Here is an 18,295-nt window from a genome sequence, read left to right on the forward strand (position 1 = left end):
TTATTAATTTCCAAAGCTAGTAAAACCAGCTTTGGAAATTTTTAAAATTAGTTTTTCAATTTATCAGCATGAAGTTTTCTCAACTTCGCAAGCTTTGGGTCAATTACAAAATTGCAATATCCATAATCAGGATTGTTTTTGTAAAAATCTTGATGTTCTTGTTCTGCATCATAGAAAGTTTGTGCCTCTGAAATTTCAGTAACTATGGGGTCATCATAATATTTACCAAGTTCTTCAACAACAGCATTAGCCACTTCTTTTTGAGTATCGTTATGATAATAAATTACAGAGCGATATTGTGTACCACGATCTGCACCTTGTCTATTCAAGGTTGTAGGATCATGTGTCGTCATAAAAATCACCAAGATATCTGTATAACTTATCACGTTAGCATCAAAAGTAACTTGCACAACTTCAGCGTGTCCTGTTAATCCCGAACAAATTTCTCTATAAGTTGGCTTGCCTGGTACATTTCCACCAGAATATCCTGAAATCACTTTTTCTACACCTTTTACTTCTTGAAATACGGCTTCCGTACACCAAAAACAGCCACCACCAACTGTGGCAATTTGTAAATTCTTTGTAGTCATTAGGCGGTCTCCTTTTCTAAAGTCATAGATTCTGAGTTAATACAATAGCGCAGTCCACTTGGTTCTGGTCCATCAGGGAAAACATGTCCTAAATGTCCATCACAGGTATTACACATTACTTCAACGCGTACCATGCCATAAGAGGTGTCTTTCTCATATTTAATAGCATTTTCTTTAATGGGTTGGGTAAAACTTGGCCAACCAGTACCAGAACTAAATTTTATAGTAGAATCAAATAAAGGTGTACCACAACATACGCATTTATACTTACCTGCATCATAAGTACGACACAAAGCACCTGTATGTGCGCGCTCAGTACCTTTTTGTCTGGTGATTCTGTATTGCTCTGGTGTTAATTGAGATTTCCACTCAGCTTCAGATTTTTCTACTCTTCTGTCTGGTGTTGGGTTTCCGTTTACTGAAAAACTAATAACGTCTTTCCATGTTAACATACTATTTTCCTTTCTTTTTTAGTAATTCTTTGTTTTTGTCGCTAATCTCACGTTGTTCTTACAGTAGTTCACCGCGCTGATTTTACGAATTTAGCAAAATGAAAGCTGCTATTTTATGGATAACATAAAAGTTGTGAAATAAATAACAGATAATGGTTTTGTTTCAAATATATTCATACTTTTATCTAACGTAAACAAAACAATCAAAGTGATAGCACTTACAATCATATTTGTTTTAACAACAGTTGTTATTTTTAACAACCGTCCTAAGTTACGTCCAGTTTTTCGTCGCCCTTAGGGTGCGTTTCTATTTTTGGAACTATAGGTGAGTCCAGTTCCGCTTTCAAAACAAATAATTTCAATTAGAACATAAGTTAAAAGTTAAAGATTAGAAATAATGAAAATCATTATTGCTGATAAGTCACATACTAAATATGCAAATGCTATTTGTGATACAATAGCAGGTGCTGCTAAAGACAGAGGCACAGGAATTGCAAAACGAAAGCCTGAATATATTATTGACAAAATGGAAAAAGGCAATGCGGTTATTGCCTTAGAAAGCGATGATTTTGCAGGATTCTGCTATATAGAATCTTGGGGACACGGCAAATTTGTAGCAAATTCAGGACTTATAGTGCATCCAAATTATAGAGGACAAGGTTTAGCAAAAAAGATTAAGAAAGCCATTTTTGACCATAGTAGAACGAAGTTTCCAAACTCTAAAATCTTTAGTATCACAACAGGATTAGCTGTGATGAAAATGAATAGCGATTTAGGTTACAAACCTGTTACATTTTCTGAATTAACTGACGACCAAACCTTCTGGAATGGTTGTCAAACATGTAAAAATTATGATGTACTTCAAAGAACTGAACAGAAAATGTGTTTGTGTACAGGCATGTTGTACGATGCAAATTCTGAAGAAAATAAGTCAAAAAAAGAATTCAAAGGCAAAGCTTATAAAAGATTGAAGAGTATAAAACAAGCACTGTTTTTAAAAAAGGAACAGAAATGAAAAAGAAATTAGTCATAGCATATAGTGGTGGTTTAGACACATCTTATTGTGCTGTTAGCTTGACAAAAGCAGGTTATGATGTACATGCGGTAAGCGTAAATACAGGTGGTTTTTCTGAGGAAGAAATTAAAACTATAGAGTCTAATGCCTATAAAATGGGCGTTTCAACATATAAGAATATTGATGCTGTAGCTACATTTTACAATAAAGTTGTGAAGTATTTAATATTTGGAAACGTGTTAAAGAATAATACTTATCCGCTTTCAGTAAGTGCAGAGCGAATTGTACAGGCTATTGAAATTATTGAATATGCTAAGAATATCGATGCTAAATACATTGCTCACGGAAGCACTGGCGCAGGAAATGACCAAGTAAGATTTGATATGATTTTTCAAATACTTGCACCAGAAATTCAAATAATTACACCAATAAGAGATAATAAATTATCAAGACAAGAAGAAATCGCCTATTTAAAAGAAAATGGTATTGATTTAAACTGGGAAAAAGCGAAGTATTCCATTAATAAAGGACTTTGGGGAACTAGTGTTGGTGGCGATGAAACTTTAACTTCTGATAAACCTTTACCAGAAGAAGCTTATCCGTCAAAATTGCAAGAGACAACATCTCAAAAGGTAAAATTAACGTTTTCAAAAGGTGAGTTAGTAGCTTTGAATGGTAAAGAAAATGCACCAGAAAAGAATATAGAGTTACTTAATGACATTGCGTCTAAATATGCTATTGGTAGAGATATTCATGTTGGTGATACTATCGTTGGTATAAAAGGCAGAGTTGGTTTTGAAGCTTCTGCTGCTTTAATTACAATAAAAGCTCACCATTTATTAGAAAAGCACACCTTAACAAAGTGGCAATTACAACATAAAGATTATATGTCTAATTTTTACGGAATGCACCTTCACGAAGGTCAATATTTAGATCCAGTTATGAGGGATATTGAAGCATTTTTAGAAAGTAGCCAAGCATGTGTCTCGGGTGACATTATTATAACGCTTAAACCATATCATTTTTCATTAGATGGAATTATTTCAGAACATGACCTTATGAAGGCTAAGTATGGTAGCTATGGTGAAATGAATAAGGCTTGGACAGCTGATGAAGCCAAAGGATTTATTAAGATTCTCGGTAATCAGAACAAAATACATCAACAAGTAAATAATTAATTATGATACAAGCAGGAATCATAGGTGGTGCCGGTTATACCGCTGGCGAATTAATCAGACTATTGCTCAATCATGATGCTGTAGAAATCAATTTCGTGTATAGTACGTCTAACGCAGGTAATGCTTTAAGTGCTGTGCATCAGGATTTAATAGGAACAACGAATCTGAAATTTTCAGATACGATTAATTCAAATGTAGATGTGTTGTTTTTATGTTTAGGCCATGGCAATTCTCAATCATTTTTAGAAAAGTACTCATTTTCAAAGCATACTAAAATTATTGATTTAAGTAATGAATTTAGATTGAAGAATGAAAGTGTTTTTAAAAATAAAAACTTCATATATGGTTTGCCAGAATTACAAAAGGCGCATATAAAACAATCAAGTTATATAGCTAATCCAGGTTGCTTTGCAACAGCATTACAATTAGCAGTTTTACCATTAGCAGCGAATGGATTGTTAAAAGACGATGTGCACATTAATGCTGTAACTGGTGCAACTGGTGCTGGAACATCATTGTCTAAAACAACTCATTATTCTTGGAGAGACAATAATTTTTCGTATTACAAACCATTTACACATCAGCATTTGGGAGAAATTAATCAAACCGTGAATCAATTACAGAGTACATTCAATAATGAGATTCATTTTATGCCAAATAGAGGAAATTTTTCAAGAGGGATTTTTGCAACTGTTTATACCAAATTTGATGATGATTTAGACACAGCAAAAACGATTTACAGAACGTTTTATGAAGACGCACCATTTACAGTGCTTTCAGATGACGCCATTCATTTAAAACAAGTGGTTAATACAAACAAGTGCATTTTACATCTGCACAAACACAATAATACCTTGTTAATTACAGGCATTATAGATAATTTATTAAAAGGTGCTTCAGGACAAGCAGTACAGAATATGAATTTAATGTTTGGACTAAAAGAAACAACAGGATTACAACTTAAGGCAACATATTTTTAAAAAGGTTGTCGTTCCTGCGAAAGCAGGAATCTTACATAAGAATGATATAAAAGACGATAAAAAATGAAAATCGCAATAATAGGAACAGGAAATTTAGGGAAATCAATAGCAAAAGGATTAATAACTACTGATGCCATAACAAGTCTGTATTTAACGAAACGTAAACTTAGTTCACTTTCAGATTTTGAAGGTTATAACAATGTGTTTCCAACTTCAGATAATGTAGAAGCTGTTAAAAATTCAGATGTCATCATTTTTGCAGTTCAACCAGCTCATTTTGAAAATATCCTGAATGATATTAAGTCAGTATTGACCGAAAAGCATGTGTTGATTTCAACAATTACCGGTTATTCATTAGCTAAAATGGAAGCATCTGTTGGAGCCGACCAATTTATCATTAGAGCTATGCCAAATACTGCAATAGCAGTTGGTAAGTCTATGACTTGTATTTGCTGTAATCATAAAGGACAGGAACGCGTAAAGATTGCTGAGGCGATTTTCAATAGATTAGGAACTTCATTAGTTATACAAGAAAACCTTATGCAAGCAGCAACCGTAGTTTGTGCTAGTGGTGTTGCATTTTGGATGCGATTGATTAGAGCAACGACACAAGCAGCCATTCAGTTAGGGTTTGAAGCCAATGAAGCACAAGAATTAGCAATGCATACCTGTGAAGGAGCAGCCAATTTATTAATTACAACTGGCAATCATCCAGAGCAGGAAATAGACAAAGTAACAACACCAAAAGGTTGTACGATTGAAGGCTTAAATGAGATGGAACATAAAGGATTAAGTTCTTCTTTAATACAAGGGATGATTGTGTCTTTTCAAAAAATTAATACAATAAAAACTGACCAGCTTTAGCAAAAAAGGGAAATCAAGAATTAGGAGGCAAGACAGCTTTACGCTGTCATTCCTGCAAAGTTATAAGTCTCATCAAGCAAGTTTATAGCTTTAGATTAAAAGAATTATGAAACTATTCAACGTATATCCATTATTTGATGTTACACCTGTAAAGGCAAAAGACCTTTATGTATATGACGACAAAGGCACAGAATATCTAGACCTTTATGGTGGACATGCTGTGATTTCTATTGGGCATTCGCATCCAGAATATGTAAAAAGTGTCAGTGAGCAATTGAGACAGTTAGGATTCTATAGCAATTCTATTCAAAATCCTTTACAAGTTGAGTTGACTGAAAAATTAGGAGTGCTTTCAGGTTGTAAAGATTACCAATTATTTTTGTGTAATTCTGGTGCTGAGGCAAATGAGAATGCGTTAAAGTTAGCTTCGTTTCAAACAAAAAAACATAAAGTCTTAGCATTTAAAAATGGGTTTCATGGTCGTACTTCTGCTGCAGTAGCAACCACTGATAATCATAAAATCGTAGCACCAATTAATGCGCAGCAAGATGTTGTGTTTGTGGAATTTGGTGATATAAAAGCTACTAAAGAGGCTTTTAAAATACATGAGTTTTGTGCGGTAATTATTGAAACCATTCAAGGTATTGGTGGTTTAGATGAAACATCAGCCCAATTCTATAAAGAGTTAAAGACACTTTGTACTGAGCATAATACGCTTTATATCGCAGATGAAATTCAATGTGGATTTGGGAGAACAGGTGATTTTTTTGCTTTTCAAAAACATGGTATTGAGCCAGATATTATTTCAATGGCAAAAGGTATGGGCAATGGTTTTCCGGTTGGCGGTATTTTAATTCATCCTAATATTGAAGGGTCTTTCGGGTTGTTAGGAACCACATTTGGTGGTAATCATTTGGCGTGTGCTGCAACGCTTTCTGTGTTAAAAGTTATCGAAGAAGAACAATTATTGATTAATGCCAAAATAATGGCAACTTATTTTAAAGAGAAAGCAAAAGAGATTCCTGAAATTAAAACCATAAAAGGCAGAGGATTAATGCTTGGGTTAGAATTTGAAAATCCTATTGCTCAACTCAGGAAAAATTTAATTTTTAAACATCATGTTTTTACTGGTAGTTCTAAAAACCCAAACCTTTTAAGAATATTACCACCATTAACCATTCAAAAGAAACACATTGATGCCTTTTTTGAAGCACTAAAAACCGAATTAAAGAGCTAATGCAGTGTCACGTTGATCGAAGTCGAAACGTTTCAAATCTAAGAATAATGAAAAACTACACAGACATAAATGATTTATCTAATGTTGAAGATATTGTTCTTGAGGCTATCAATTTGAAACAAAGTCCATATCAATTTGCAACCTTAGGTAAGCATAAAACCTTGGTGATGTTGTTTTTTAATTCGAGTTTAAGAACACGATTAAGCACTGAAAAAGCTGCAAAGCAGCTTGGTATGGACGTCATGATTTTAAATATAAAAGATTCATGGAATTTAGAGTTTGAAGATGGTAGCGTAATGAATCTTAATACAACAGAGCATATAAAAGAAGCTGCTCAAGTCATATCGCAATATGCAGATATTATTGCAATAAGAGCATTTCCAACGTTAGCAGATAAACAAAAGGATGAGTCAGAATATATTTTAGGTAGTTTTAAAAAGTATGCTTCAGTTCCTGTGATAAGTATGGAAAGTGCCATGGCGCATCCGCTACAAGCTTTAGCAGATGCTATAACAATTGAAGAATTAAAGACTAAGGATAAACCAAAAGTTGTGTTGTCTTGGGCGCCACATCCAAAAGCATTGCCGCAAGCTGTAACCAATTCGTTTGTAAAAATGATGCAACGATACAATGTTAATTTAATAATTACGCATCCAAAAGGTTATGAATTAGATGATAAAATTACTGGTAAAACCAAGATTGAGTATAATCAAGAAGTAGCTTTAAAAGATGCTGATTTTGTTTATGTTAAAAACTGGAGTAGTTATTCAGAATATGGTAAAATATTGAGTCATGATACCAATTGGATGATGACAAAAGAGAAATTGGGCTTAGCGAAATTTATGCATTGCTTACCTGTAAGACGAAATGTTGTGGTTGAAGATAAAGTATTGGATAGTGATCAGTCTGTAGTGATACAGCAGGCTACTAACAGAACATTTGCAGCACAGGTAGTATTAAAAAAGATATTAGAGAATTTATAATGAAAACACTAAAGGTCATAAAAATAGGTGGAAATATCATTGACAATGATAGAGTGTTAAGTATGTTTCTTAAAGTCTTTACTGAGTTAAAAGGTCCGAAAATATTAGTTCATGGCGGCGGAAAATTTGCAACGAGATTAGCTGAAAAAATGAATATACCTATAAGCATGGTTGAAGGTAGACGTATAACAGACGCCGCTACTTTAGAGATTATAACTATGGTTTATGCAGGTAAGATTAATAAATCTATTGTAGCTCAACTTCAAAAGTATCAATGTAATGCTATTGGTTTTACTGGTGCAGACGGAAATACTATTGTCTCTCATAAACGCATTGTAAAAACGATTGATTATGGCTTTGTTGGTGATATTGATGCAGTAAATACCACAGTAATTTCTGCTTTAATTGAAGCCGAAGTAACACCAGTATTTTGTGCTATTACTCATAATGAAAAAGGACAATTACTTAATACAAATGCAGATACTATTGCTTCAGAACTTGCCATTGCATTATCGAATGATTATAATGTAGAGTTGTATTATTGTTTTGAAAAAAAAGGGGTTTTAAGAGATGTTGAAGATGATAACTCTGTCATTGAGTTAATTGATTCAGAATACTATGAAAAGCTTAAATTAGAACATATTATCTATGAAGGTATGATTCCGAAGTTAGATAATTGTTTTCATGCCATAAATGCTAACGTTAAGAAGGTGTGTATAGGAAAAGTAGAAATGCTATTTCAACAGAACTCTAGGTACACCACAATTCAAAAATGATGAAGAAAAAAGAACTAACAAATAAAGCATTAGAACTTCTCAAATCTCTCATTGAGACACCTTCATTTTCTTCAGAAGAAGGCAATACAGCATTGTTAATTGAGGATTGGTTTAAATTATTTAAGATTGATTATAAACGCACAAAAAATAACGTCTGGGCTATCAACAGATATTTTGAAGAAGGCAAACCAACGTTACTACTCAACTCGCATCACGATACGGTAAAACCGAACAAAGGTTATACTAAAGACCCATTTAAAGCAATTATTGAAGATGATAAATTATATGGTTTAGGTAGTAACGATGCAGGTGGATGTTTGGTTTCTTTATTAGCGACATTTGCCTATTTCTATGACAAGAAAAAGTTAGAATACAATCTTGTTATCGTCGCTTCTGCTGAAGAAGAGAGTAGTGGACCAAATGGTGTTAATAGTATGCTGTCTATAATTCCGAAAGTAGATGTAGCCATTGTTGGTGAACCAACGTTAATGAATTTAGCTATTGCCGAAAAAGGACTCGTGGTTTTTGATGCCAAAGTTAAAGGGACGCCAAGTCATGCAGCACATCCAAATAACGACAATGCCATTTACAATACAATTGAAGTGTTGCAGTGGTTTAATAGCTATCAGTTTGAAAAAAAGTCACCAGTATTAGGCGATGTAAAAATGACTGTAACTCAAATAAATGCCGGAAAGCAACACAACGCAGTTCCGGCTGAGGTAGATTTGGTGATTGATGTACGTGTAAATGATAAATACAGTAATGAAGAAATTGCACAAATCTTAGAAAAGAAGTCACCATGTACGAGTATAGAACCAAGAAGTCTTCATCTAAATTCGTCTTCTATTCCGATTAATCACGAATTAGTTCAAGCAGGCATTGAATTAGGTAGAGAAACATATGGGTCACCAACGTTGTCAGACCAAGCAGCTTTGTCTTGTCCATCATTAAAACTTGGACCTGGTGATAGCACAAGGTCTCATACCGCAGATGAGTTTATTTATGTTGCAGAGATTGAAGAAGGAATAGACATTTATATAGAATTGTTAAAGAAGATATTGTAATATGTTATTCCTGCGAAAGTTGGAATCTCAAAACACAAATGAAATAGTAAAAAGTAGATTTCTGTCTTTGCACAAATAACAAAATAATAGTAAGAAATGAAACTTTGGGATAAAGGGTTTTCGATAGATAAAAAAATTGAAGAATTTACAGTTGGTAACGACAGGCAAATTGATTTGCATATTGCTAAATATGATGTACAAGCATCTACGGCACATGCAAAAATGTTGCAAAGTATTGGTATTATTTCTGAGCAAGAATTAGAACTACTTCTTGAAGGGCTAAAACAATTAGAAACTCAGATTAAAACTGGAAGCTTTGTTATTGATGCTCAGTTTGAAGATGTCCATTCCAAGATTGAGTATGAACTCACAAAGAATTATGGCGAAATTGGTAAAAAGATTCACACAGCGCGTAGCAGAAATGACCAAGTTTTAGTGGCTTTACAACTCTATTATAAGCAGAATTTAATAGAGGTAAAATCAAAGGTTCAAACTTTATTCAATACCCTTTTAACTTTAGCAGAGAATCATAAAGAAGTTTTAATGCCGGGCTATACGCATCTGCAAGTAGCGATGCCTTCATCTTTTGGATTGTGGTTTTCGGCATATGCTGAGGTGTTGATTGACGATGTTTATGTTCTAAATGCTGTGCAAAAAATTGTAGACCAAAATCCGTTAGGTTCTGCTGCAGGTTATGGCAGTTCATTTCCTATTGATAGAGAGTTTACAACTAGAGAATTAGATTTTCAAACTTTAAAATATAATGTTGTTGCAGCACAATTAAGTAGAGGGAAAAGTGAAAGAGCAGTCTCAAGTGCATTGGGTAGTTTGGCAAATACAATATCGAGATTTGCTATGGATATCTGTCTGTATAACAGTCAAAATTTCGCTTTTATTTCGTTTCCAGACCAATTAACAACTGGCAGTAGTATAATGCCGCATAAGAAGAATCCTGATGTCTTTGAACTCATTAGAGGAAAATGTAATAAGATTCAATCATTACATTCTGAGATGTTATTACTCACTAATAATTTACCAAGTGGTTACCATAGAGATTTTCAATTATTAAAAGAAAACGTGATTAATGCTTTTGAAAGCATCAAGGATGTTTTAGATATTTTTGATTATGCTATTCAGAAAATAAAGGTGAAACAGTTTGACATTAAGGATAAGAAATATCAATATCTTTTTACAGTTGATAACATCAATAATCTTGTTGTTGAGGGCAAATCGTTTAGAGAAGCTTATCAAGATATTGGTGCTAAAGTAAACGATGGTTCATACGAACCCGATACATCAAAAAAACATACACATACTGGAAGTATCCATAATCTTGCCTTAGAAAGTATCAGAGCTAAGTTTCCAAAGTAACTGTTTATTCAGAATATAGTAATTTTGTAATATGCTTTCAAAAAAGACAAAATATGGTATTAAAGCCTTGACTTATCTTGCTAAACAAGATTGTAAAACACCTGTGCGTATTTCTACCATTTCTGAAAGTGAAAATATATCATTAAAGTTTTTAGAAAGTATCTTACTAACACTGCGGAAGAATGGATTTTTAGGATCTAAGAAAGGTCATGGAGGTGGCTACTATTTGCTTAGAGAGCCACATGATATTAAGATGACTGAAATTATGCGAATCCTTGAAGGTCCTATAGCAATGGTTCCTTGTGTAAGTCTTAATTTTTATGAGCCATGTAGTGATTGCCCAGATGAGGATCTTTGCGCTGTACATAATCTCATGATTAAAGTAAGAGATAATACTCTCGAAATCTTCAGAAATACAACATTGGCCGATTTAGCTGGAAATAAGTCATAACAAGATCAATTTCACGAATAGTTGCATAAGAAAATTAATATGTTTATGTTTGTTACCCTATAAAGTCGATAGGATAAAAGGAATATATCAAAAAACGAACAATTTGACTCATATCACATCCCAAAATTTAGAAGAGATTAATGATAGTTTGAAAAGTGCTTCACCACACGAAATTATAGCATGGGCATTAGCTCGAGCGAAGAAACCTATAATCACCACCAATTTTGGTCCATACTCGGCGAGTTTGCTTCATGCGTTAGTACAGCAAGCACCCAATGTTGAAGTTTTATGGGTAGATACAGGCTACAATACACCACAAACCTATCGTTATGCTTTCAATTTAATAGAGCAGCTGCAATTGAATATACATACCTATGTACCTCTACAATCTGTTGCATATAGAAATATTACACTTGGAGTTCCTTCAGTAGATGATCCAAAGCACAAAATTTTCACTGAACAAGTAAAGCTTGAACCATTTAGACGTGCCATGAAAATACATGAACCAGATGTGTGGTTTACTAACTTAAGAAAAGGTCAAACGACGCATAGAGATAGTATTGATGTGGTCTCTATAAACAAAGATGGTATTTTAAAGGTTTGCCCATTTTATAACTATTCAGATGAAGATATTGAAGCTTATCTTACTGCGTATAGTTTACCAAATGAGACGAAGTATTACGATCCTACCAAGCAGTTAGCAAATAGAGAATGCGGGATACATTTGTAGATGGTATTTTACAAAAACACGCGCTCAATAAACCAAAACAATCCAAAGAGAGCTATGATTATAGAAGCTGGAATTTGTATATAACTGCGATACCATGTTTTCTTTCTAAAAAACCAAACAAGCGCTAATGCGATAATTAGGACTAGCAGTTGGCCAAGTTCAACACCAATATTAAAAGCAATTAGTGATGGTATAAAACTGCCTTGCGGTAAACCATAATCGCTCAATACCGAAGCAAAGCCTAATCCATGTAGCAATCCAAAGCCAAATACAACCAATGGTCGCCATTTATTGGTTTTCTTGAAGACGCAATTTTCTACAGCAATCCATACTATAGATAATGCAATGAGTGGTTCTACAATCTGTCCTGGTATTTGCATAATATCCAAGGCAGCTAAAGCCAATGTAAGGGTATGCGCAAGAGTGAAAGCTGTAACTTGCTTAAGTAAAGACATGAAAACGAGACTGGAAAAAAATAAACCTAAAACGAATAAAATGTGATCTAAACCCTTAGGTATAATATGTTCTATTCCAGCTTTTACGAACAAAAAGAATTGTTTCGATCCAGACATGGCATTCAACTTACGTAAACGTTGACGCTTTAATGCTGCTTCATATTCAGCAGTCATTTGGTCGTCTTGAAACGACAATTGCCCTTCTTCAATTTCCCTTATGATGAGTTCATCTTCAGGATGTGCAAAAATCTGAGCACTAGACAAAAAAAAGAAAAGTAGAAAAATGATCTTTATAGATCTCATGAAGATTCTTTTGAAACAATCTTAAACGAAAGCGGCTCGGAATTCCGTGCCGCTCTTATTTATCTATTTTTTTAATATTATTCAGCTGAGCCGTCTAGACCCCTTACTTTAAGAAGTGCATCAATTTTTGGTTGACGACCACGGAATTGCGTATACAAATCCATAGCTTCTTCAGTTGAACCTTTCTCGTAAACATGAGTTCTTAGTTTAGCTGCAAGTTCTGGATTAAACACATCGCCAGTTTCTTTAAATGCTTCAAAGCCATCAGAGTCTAATACTGCAGAGTGAACGTAACTATAATATCCTGAGGCATAACCACCAGCAAAAATATGTGAGAAGTACGTACTTCTGTAACGTGGTGCAATCTCTTCAATAAGACCTATTTTTTCCATAGAAGACTTTTCAAATGCGTCTGCATCTTTTATGTCGTCTTCAGCAGAAAGTGTGTGCCAATCCATGTCGAGTAGTGATGCTGCTAAATATTCAGTATTTGCAAATCCTTGATTGAATTTAGATGCTTTTAATAGTTTTTCTATCAATTCATCTGGCATGGTTTCACCAGTTTTATAATGCTTCGCAAAAGATTTTAAAATGGCCGGTTCACTTGCCCAATGCTCAAGGATTTGTGCAGGAAACTCAGTAAAATCTCTTGGTCCAGAAGTACCAGACATACTACTATATGTTACATTTGTTAGTATGCCATGCATAGCGTGTCCAAACTCATGGAATAAAGTCGTTACATTCTCAAAACTAAGTAGTGCCGGATCATCACCAACTGGTGCTGGGAAATTACAAACGTTAACAACGACAGGTCTTTCTTTTCCTTCTAAATTAGACTGACTTTTAAAACTACTCATCCATGCTCCACCACGTTTGTTAGAACGTGAGAAATAATCACCAATAAAAATACCTAAATGACTACCATCTTTATCTTTTACTTCCCAAACGCGGGCGTCTGGATGATAAGTATTAATATCAAATAATTCGGTGTAGGTTACTCCCCATAATTTGTTAGTTGTTTCAAATACACCATTAAGAACATTGTCTAAAGATAGATATGGTTTCAAAGCAGCTTCATCTAAATTATACCTTGCTTTACGTACTTTTTCTGAATATTGCCACCAATCCCAAGCTGCAATTTTAAAGTCATGTCCTTCAGCATCAACAATAGCTTGCATATCTGCAACTTCTACTTTTGCTCTTTCTAGTGCAGGTTTCCATAATTGCATCAGAAGATTATAAACTTCTTCTGGTGTTTTAAGCATGCGCTCTTCCAATACAAAATGTGCGTGAGTTTCATAACCCATAAGTTGAGCACGTTCGGCACGCAGTTTGGCTATTTTAGCCGCCACTTCTTTATTGTCAGTTTTATTGCCATTATCACCGCGCATTACATAAGATTTATAAAGCTTTTCTCTTAAATCTCTGCGGTTAGATTCTGTTAGGAAAGGATACATGCTACTTCTGTGAGGCGTAAACACGTACTTATCTTTATACTTGGCTTTGTCTTCATCTGATTCTGCAGCTTCCATTTTTTGTGCTGCTGTTTCTGCTGCTGCAGCAATAATTCCATCCGAAAGACCATCTAAATCAGCTTTATCCAAAATAAGTTCAAATCCGTTGGTTTCGGCGAGTAGATTTTGTCCGAATGCTGTGGTTAACTCAGAAATTTCAGAGTTTATTTTGGTAATTTGTGCTTTTTGTTCTGCATTTAACAAAGCACCACTACGTACAAATCCCTTACGAGTGTCACTCAAAAGCTTTAATTGTTCTTCTGTTAGACTTAAACCTTCTCTTTCTTGATATATGGTTTCTATACGCTTAAATAATCCTTCATTTAATGATATTTTATCACTGTGTGCAGACAACAACGGACTTAAATCGCGTTGAAGTTCTTGTAATTTTGGATTTGTATTAGAACCAGTAAGATTGTAAAACACGCTTTGTACTTTATTGAGAAGTTTGCCGCTTTTTTCTAATGCCTCTAAGGTGTTTTTAAAAGTTGGTGCTTCCGTATTGTTAACGATGGCATCAATCTCAGAAAGATGTTCTTCCATACCCTTTTCAAAGGCAGGCATGTAATGCTCGTCTTTAATATCTTCAAATGGTGGCACTTCGAAAGGTGTATTCCATTCTTGAAAAAACGGATTTTCAGATGTTTGCATTTCTGGTTGTTTTGTTTCGTTTTTACATGAGCTAATAACTACAAGTGTAGCTAAAAAAAGAAGTTTTTTCATGTGTTGAAAATTAGTGATTAGTTAGATTGTAATTCAGTCTTTAATGACTTCATTTTTCCTAGTAAATATAAGTGGATTCTAGGTTAAAAGCTAAAAAAATTTAGGACTGTTTTAAGCGGGTTTAACTAAAATTTAAATTTTTGAATGTTTATCTCAGAAGAATAACTGATACAATCTTATGAGTTTTAATTCAGGATGAAATCAATAAAATCAATATGTTAGAGGTTTTGCATTTAATTAGATAATGTTTTCTATAATTAATACTTATAGATATTGTGTGGTGAATGTGCTGAGGTTTCGGAATTTTGGCAACACAACAGATTAGTATCTAAGCACAATGATAAATAAATCTACAAAGTCTAATGTAATATCAGGTTTTCTGGTATTTCTAATCGCTTTGCCACTATGTTTAGGAATAGCTAAAGCCAGTGGTTTTCCGCCAATTGCCGGTATCTATACAGCGATTATCGGTGGTTTAATGGTTACTTTTTTAACTAAAGCACCTTTGACGATTAAAGGTCCAGCAGCCGGATTAATTGCCATAGCCATTAGTTCGGTTGAAGAATTAGGTGGTGGCGATCCTATTTTAGGTTACAAACTAACTTTAGCGGTTATTGTTGTTTCAGGTATTATCCAAGTGCTTATGGGTTTTATCAAATTCGGAAAGTTAGGTGATATGTTTCCGATTTCTGTGATTCGAGGGATGCTTGCGGCCATAGGAATCATTATCATTAGTAAACAAATCCATCTTGTTTTTGGTGTAGCGCCTGAATCTAAAGGTTCTATGGCACTACTTGCAGAAATTCCTCAGAGTATCATGCATTTAAATCCAAAGGTAACTGTAATTGGATTATTAAGTTTACTCTTATTGTTTGGACATCCGTATGTAAAAAATGCGACGATAAAGAAATTACCGGCACCATTGCTCATTCTTCTTGTAGCCATTCCACTAGGTTTTATTTTTAATTTATCTCAGGCTCATAGTTACACAGTTGGTTCTTTAAATTTTGATGTAGAACCATCTCAATATTTGGTGGTGTTACCAGAAAGTTTTTTAAGCGGAATAACATTTCCGGATTTTTCACAATTATTGAGTTACACATCAATAAAGTATATCATTATGTTTGCTTTGGTAGGTAGCATAGAATCTGTGTTGAGTGCTAAGGCAGTGGATGCGTTAGACCCAAAAGATAGAGAGACTAATCTTAACCAAGATTTGGTTGCCGTTGGTGTGGGAAATACAGTTGCTGGACTTATTGGAGGATTGCCAATGATTTCAGAAATAGTAAGAAGTTCTGCAAATATTAATGCAGGAGGAAAAGGTAGAATGAGTAACTTTTATCATGGCTTGTTTCTGTTTTTATTTGTCCTTTTAGCTGCTGCTGTAATTAAAACAATACCCAATGCGGCATTAGCAGCTATGCTTGTGTATACAGGCTATAAATTGGCTTCGCCGCAAGAATTTAAAAAGATTAATACTGTCGGAATAGATCAATTGCTTCAATTTTTGGTGACATTAGTTGTCACCTTGTTTACAGATTTACTTTTAGGCGTTGCTGCTGGTATTGCTTTAAAAGTTGTTATAGAACTTGTACAAGGTGTAAAGGTTGGGGAAATGTTTGGTCTTAAGACTGAGATTTCAGACAATGAAGATGGCATGGTCATTAAATTTACAGGTGTTGCGTCTTTTATTAATTATTTGAAGTTTAAAGCATTGATAGACAAGCAACCTAAAAACAAAAGGATTTTATTAGACTTTAGTGAAGCGCATTTTATTGATCATACCTTCTTGAATAACATTCACAACATTCAAAATAAGTTTACGAAAGAAGGTGGTGAGTTGATTAAAACCGGTTTTGAAAATCATCATTTTCAATCCCAACATCATTTATCATCACGCAAACTGATAACCAATCCTTATCATAAATTTTCAGAGTATACGGATTTAACGAAGCGTGCAAGTAGTATCAAAGAAATAGCAATGGCTAAAGCCCTAGATTTTGAGGCTAATTTAAGTCCATCTTTTGTGCGACCACATTTAAGTGCGTTCTCTATATTATCTAAATTACGTAGAGCGCAAAATTTTGTAGTTGGTACACGCGAATATTACAGTTTTATGATTTGTGACCTTACTTATGTAAGTGTTGATGATTTCTCTGCTGAAACCAGTAAAGCAACGGTTGCACTAATTTTTAATATTGCTAAAGGAGGTATTCCTGAGTTTTATACACAAGGTAAAAATGAATTGTTCAATTTTTATCAGAAATATGATTTTGATTTAATGTCAAAGTCTAACGGGATGCCTTTTAATGTTTATGGTGATAATGAGGAATTGATAGATGCCTTTTTTACACCAGAAATCACCAATATAGTTGATGAACATCCATATCATATTGAATGTAAACGACGTGAGTTATTAATTCATAACGATTGGGATTTAATTGCGGAAGGAAAGACCTATGAAGATCTTATTGCATACGTAGATAAAATTGCTTCAGAGATGGTTAAAAAAAGGTTTCAAGAAGCGAAAGCTTAAGTTATTTATAAATGCCATTATTGCACAAATGTGATACCTTTATTCGTTGCTTAGTAATCATCCTAGAAACCCACTATTAATTCTAGTATTTACCTTTATTGGTAATCTACTACGTTATTTGTTTTTTGCCATTATTTCTTTTCTTGTTGGTAGAGAGTTGCCCAAATTTTGGTCTTTTTCAAATGGTTTTATTCAAATTGTTTATAATTTGATATTGACCTTTTTTGTGTTCGTTTCTATTATTTTATATACGATTTATTTAAACTTTCCAGTTACTAATTAAGCACTCATTCCTACTGCAAAAAATCAATGCCGTAATAGATGATTTCATAAATGACAATACAGCGTAACCAATGGTATTCATAATCATCAGGTGCTTTACAGAGTTGTATCATTTCATTAATTGAAACAGGATTTTGTTCAAACACATCAACTTCTAAAGGATTTGAGGGTCGAGCATCATGAAACGGATTTTTTAACAATGTTCTACGTTCAGTGTTTTTGAGAACGTAAGCAATTCTCTGATCGTTTAAAACAACTTCATAATAGGGTTTACCACTAGTCATTCTATTATGCGTACCTATGAGTTCTTGCTTACTATTAAAAATTTTACCTGGTGAAATTTTACCAAAAAATGCTTCATTGACATAAACAGAAATTTCTTCTTGCGTCTGAGAATAGAATATTTCAAAATTGGAGGCAATAGCTATAATTTTAGAAGTGGTCTTAAATTGTCCTCTGTCTAACCTTCTGAAGTAAAGTAATGATTCACCATTAAGTGATTTAATATAACCATTAAACCGGCGTGTAAAGCCTTTAACGTAATTGAAATTAAGATCGTTAGAGATTTCTTCAATAGATTGTTTTTGCCATTGCGAAAGTTTATGTTTTTTAGATCTAGCTTTTGCTAGCATATCATGTTGTTCTTTCTCTAAAACATGTTTGGGTTGGTCTGCTTTAGACTTTTTTATGACATACCTAATAAGCAGGACAATACCAATTGTTGGTAGCACCACAAATAAAATGGTAAGGATTGTAAAAAATGCGCCTATGATATCCAATGTAATATGTAT

General features: G+C 33.8%; 17 protein-coding genes. 12 read left to right on the plus strand and 5 right to left on the minus strand.

The genetic code is table 11. The features are described from left to right. Positions 1-47: 47 nt before the first annotated feature. The gene (gene msrA, locus HRU50_RS15345; RefSeq protein WP_296352081.1) at positions 48-590 is read right to left on the minus strand and encodes a peptide-methionine (S)-S-oxide reductase MsrA; all 543 of its coding nucleotides are present in this window, start codon (positions 588-590) and stop codon (positions 48-50) included. Further along, positions 590-1,042 carry a peptide-methionine (R)-S-oxide reductase MsrB gene (gene msrB, locus HRU50_RS15350; RefSeq protein ID WP_296352083.1) on the minus strand — a complete coding sequence of 151 codons (453 nt, stop codon included), beginning with the start codon at positions 1,040-1,042 and terminating at the stop codon, positions 590-592. Before msrB ends, msrA begins: the two co-directional genes overlap by 1 nt. A 397-nt stretch (positions 1,043-1,439) precedes the next feature. Here msrB and HRU50_RS15355 point away from each other — a divergent pair, with 397 nt between their 5' ends. From HRU50_RS15355 to HRU50_RS15405, 11 genes are all read left to right on the plus strand, one after another. Continuing rightward, entirely contained in the window at positions 1,440-2,057 is a 618-nt protein-coding gene (locus HRU50_RS15355) for a GNAT family N-acetyltransferase (RefSeq protein ID WP_296352084.1), read from the plus strand. Further along, complete coding sequence (locus tag HRU50_RS15360; RefSeq protein WP_296352085.1) at positions 2,054-3,235, plus strand: argininosuccinate synthase domain-containing protein; 1,182 nt, start codon at positions 2,054-2,056, stop codon at positions 3,233-3,235. The genes HRU50_RS15355 and HRU50_RS15360 overlap by 4 nt, the downstream gene beginning before the upstream one ends. A 2-nt stretch (positions 3,236-3,237) precedes the next feature. After that, positions 3,238-4,215, plus strand: a complete 978-nt coding sequence (gene argC, locus HRU50_RS15365) for an N-acetyl-gamma-glutamyl-phosphate reductase (RefSeq protein ID WP_296352087.1) — start codon at positions 3,238-3,240, stop codon at positions 4,213-4,215. Between the two features lie 63 nt (positions 4,216-4,278). Continuing rightward, positions 4,279-5,079: a pyrroline-5-carboxylate reductase gene (proC, locus tag HRU50_RS15370; RefSeq protein ID WP_296352089.1), complete on the plus strand. Its 801-nt coding sequence runs from the start codon at positions 4,279-4,281 to the stop codon at positions 5,077-5,079. Between the two features lie 106 nt (positions 5,080-5,185). Further along, positions 5,186-6,316 carry an aminotransferase class III-fold pyridoxal phosphate-dependent enzyme gene (locus HRU50_RS15375; RefSeq protein WP_296352091.1) on the plus strand — a complete coding sequence of 377 codons (1,131 nt, stop codon included), beginning with the start codon at positions 5,186-5,188 and terminating at the stop codon, positions 6,314-6,316. 47 nt (positions 6,317-6,363) lie between these two features. Then, a complete protein-coding gene (locus HRU50_RS15380) occupies positions 6,364-7,299 on the plus strand; it encodes an acetylornithine carbamoyltransferase (RefSeq protein ID WP_296352093.1) in 936 nt (311 codons plus the stop codon). Next, entirely contained in the window at positions 7,299-8,075 is a 777-nt protein-coding gene (argB, locus tag HRU50_RS15385; protein ID WP_296352096.1) for an acetylglutamate kinase, read from the plus strand. Before HRU50_RS15380 ends, argB begins: the two co-directional genes overlap by 1 nt. After that, positions 8,072-9,139, plus strand: a complete 1,068-nt coding sequence (locus HRU50_RS15390) for a M20 family metallo-hydrolase (RefSeq protein ID WP_296352097.1) — start codon at positions 8,072-8,074, stop codon at positions 9,137-9,139. The genes argB and HRU50_RS15390 overlap by 4 nt, the downstream gene beginning before the upstream one ends. 96 nt (positions 9,140-9,235) lie before the next feature. Beyond that, complete coding sequence (gene argH / locus HRU50_RS15395; protein WP_296352099.1) at positions 9,236-10,510, plus strand: argininosuccinate lyase; 1,275 nt, start codon at positions 9,236-9,238, stop codon at positions 10,508-10,510. A 31-nt stretch (positions 10,511-10,541) separates the two neighbouring features. Beyond that, entirely contained in the window at positions 10,542-10,961 is a 420-nt protein-coding gene (locus tag HRU50_RS15400; protein ID WP_296352101.1) for an Rrf2 family transcriptional regulator, read from the plus strand. A 103-nt stretch (positions 10,962-11,064) separates the two neighbouring features. After that, positions 11,065-11,691 carry a phosphoadenosine phosphosulfate reductase family protein gene (locus tag HRU50_RS15405; RefSeq protein ID WP_296352102.1) on the plus strand — a complete coding sequence of 209 codons (627 nt, stop codon included), beginning with the start codon at positions 11,065-11,067 and terminating at the stop codon, positions 11,689-11,691. Positions 11,692-11,699: 8 nt separating this feature from the next. On the opposite strand, the gene HRU50_RS15410 is transcribed toward HRU50_RS15405, so the two are convergent. Continuing rightward, positions 11,700-12,449 (minus strand): HupE/UreJ family protein, encoded by a 750-nt coding sequence (locus HRU50_RS15410; protein WP_296352104.1) that lies wholly within the window; start codon positions 12,447-12,449, stop codon positions 11,700-11,702. A 77-nt stretch (positions 12,450-12,526) separates the two neighbouring features. Then, positions 12,527-14,686, minus strand: coding sequence for a M3 family metallopeptidase (locus HRU50_RS15415; protein ID WP_296352106.1), 2,160 nt, complete (start codon positions 14,684-14,686; stop codon positions 12,527-12,529). 337 nt (positions 14,687-15,023) lie between these two features. Between HRU50_RS15415 and HRU50_RS15420 the strand changes: the two genes are divergently transcribed. Then, a complete protein-coding gene (locus HRU50_RS15420; protein ID WP_296352107.1) occupies positions 15,024-17,222 on the plus strand; it encodes a SulP family inorganic anion transporter in 2,199 nt (732 codons plus the stop codon). Positions 17,223-17,515: 293 nt separating this feature from the next. Here HRU50_RS15420 and HRU50_RS15425 read toward each other — a convergent pair whose 3' ends face one another. Next, the gene (locus HRU50_RS15425; RefSeq protein ID WP_296352109.1) at positions 17,516-18,283 is read right to left on the minus strand and encodes a hypothetical protein; all 768 of its coding nucleotides are present in this window, start codon (positions 18,281-18,283) and stop codon (positions 17,516-17,518) included. Between the last annotated feature and the right edge of the window lie 12 nt (positions 18,284-18,295).

The sequence above is a fragment of the Winogradskyella sp. genome (assembly GCF_013213835.1).
In the GTDB taxonomy this organism is placed as follows: domain Bacteria; phylum Bacteroidota; class Bacteroidia; order Flavobacteriales; family Flavobacteriaceae; genus Winogradskyella.

Coding starts and splice junctions, on each gene's coding strand:
- proC (WP_296352089.1), top strand. CDS start 4,279: ATGAAAATCGCAATAATAGGAACAGGAAATTTAGGGAAATCAATAGCA.
- argC (WP_296352087.1), top strand. CDS start 3,238: ATGATACAAGCAGGAATCATAGGTGGTGCCGGTTATACCGCTGGCGAA.
- msrB (WP_296352083.1), bottom strand. CDS start 1,042: ATGTTAACATGGAAAGACGTTATTAGTTTTTCAGTAAACGGAAACCCA.
- argH (WP_296352099.1), top strand. CDS start 9,236: ATGAAACTTTGGGATAAAGGGTTTTCGATAGATAAAAAAATTGAAGAA.
- HRU50_RS15410 (WP_296352104.1), bottom strand. CDS start 12,449: ATGAGATCTATAAAGATCATTTTTCTACTTTTCTTTTTTTTGTCTAGT.
- HRU50_RS15420 (WP_296352107.1), top strand. CDS start 15,024: ATGATAAATAAATCTACAAAGTCTAATGTAATATCAGGTTTTCTGGTA.
- HRU50_RS15375 (WP_296352091.1), top strand. CDS start 5,186: ATGAAACTATTCAACGTATATCCATTATTTGATGTTACACCTGTAAAG.
- HRU50_RS15415 (WP_296352106.1), bottom strand. CDS start 14,686: ATGAAAAAACTTCTTTTTTTAGCTACACTTGTAGTTATTAGCTCATGT.
- HRU50_RS15400 (WP_296352101.1), top strand. CDS start 10,542: ATGCTTTCAAAAAAGACAAAATATGGTATTAAAGCCTTGACTTATCTT.
- HRU50_RS15355 (WP_296352084.1), top strand. CDS start 1,440: ATGAAAATCATTATTGCTGATAAGTCACATACTAAATATGCAAATGCT.
- HRU50_RS15360 (WP_296352085.1), top strand. CDS start 2,054: ATGAAAAAGAAATTAGTCATAGCATATAGTGGTGGTTTAGACACATCT.
- argB (WP_296352096.1), top strand. CDS start 7,299: ATGAAAACACTAAAGGTCATAAAAATAGGTGGAAATATCATTGACAAT.
- HRU50_RS15380 (WP_296352093.1), top strand. CDS start 6,364: ATGAAAAACTACACAGACATAAATGATTTATCTAATGTTGAAGATATT.
- msrA (WP_296352081.1), bottom strand. CDS start 590: ATGACTACAAAGAATTTACAAATTGCCACAGTTGGTGGTGGCTGTTTT.
- HRU50_RS15390 (WP_296352097.1), top strand. CDS start 8,072: ATGATGAAGAAAAAAGAACTAACAAATAAAGCATTAGAACTTCTCAAA.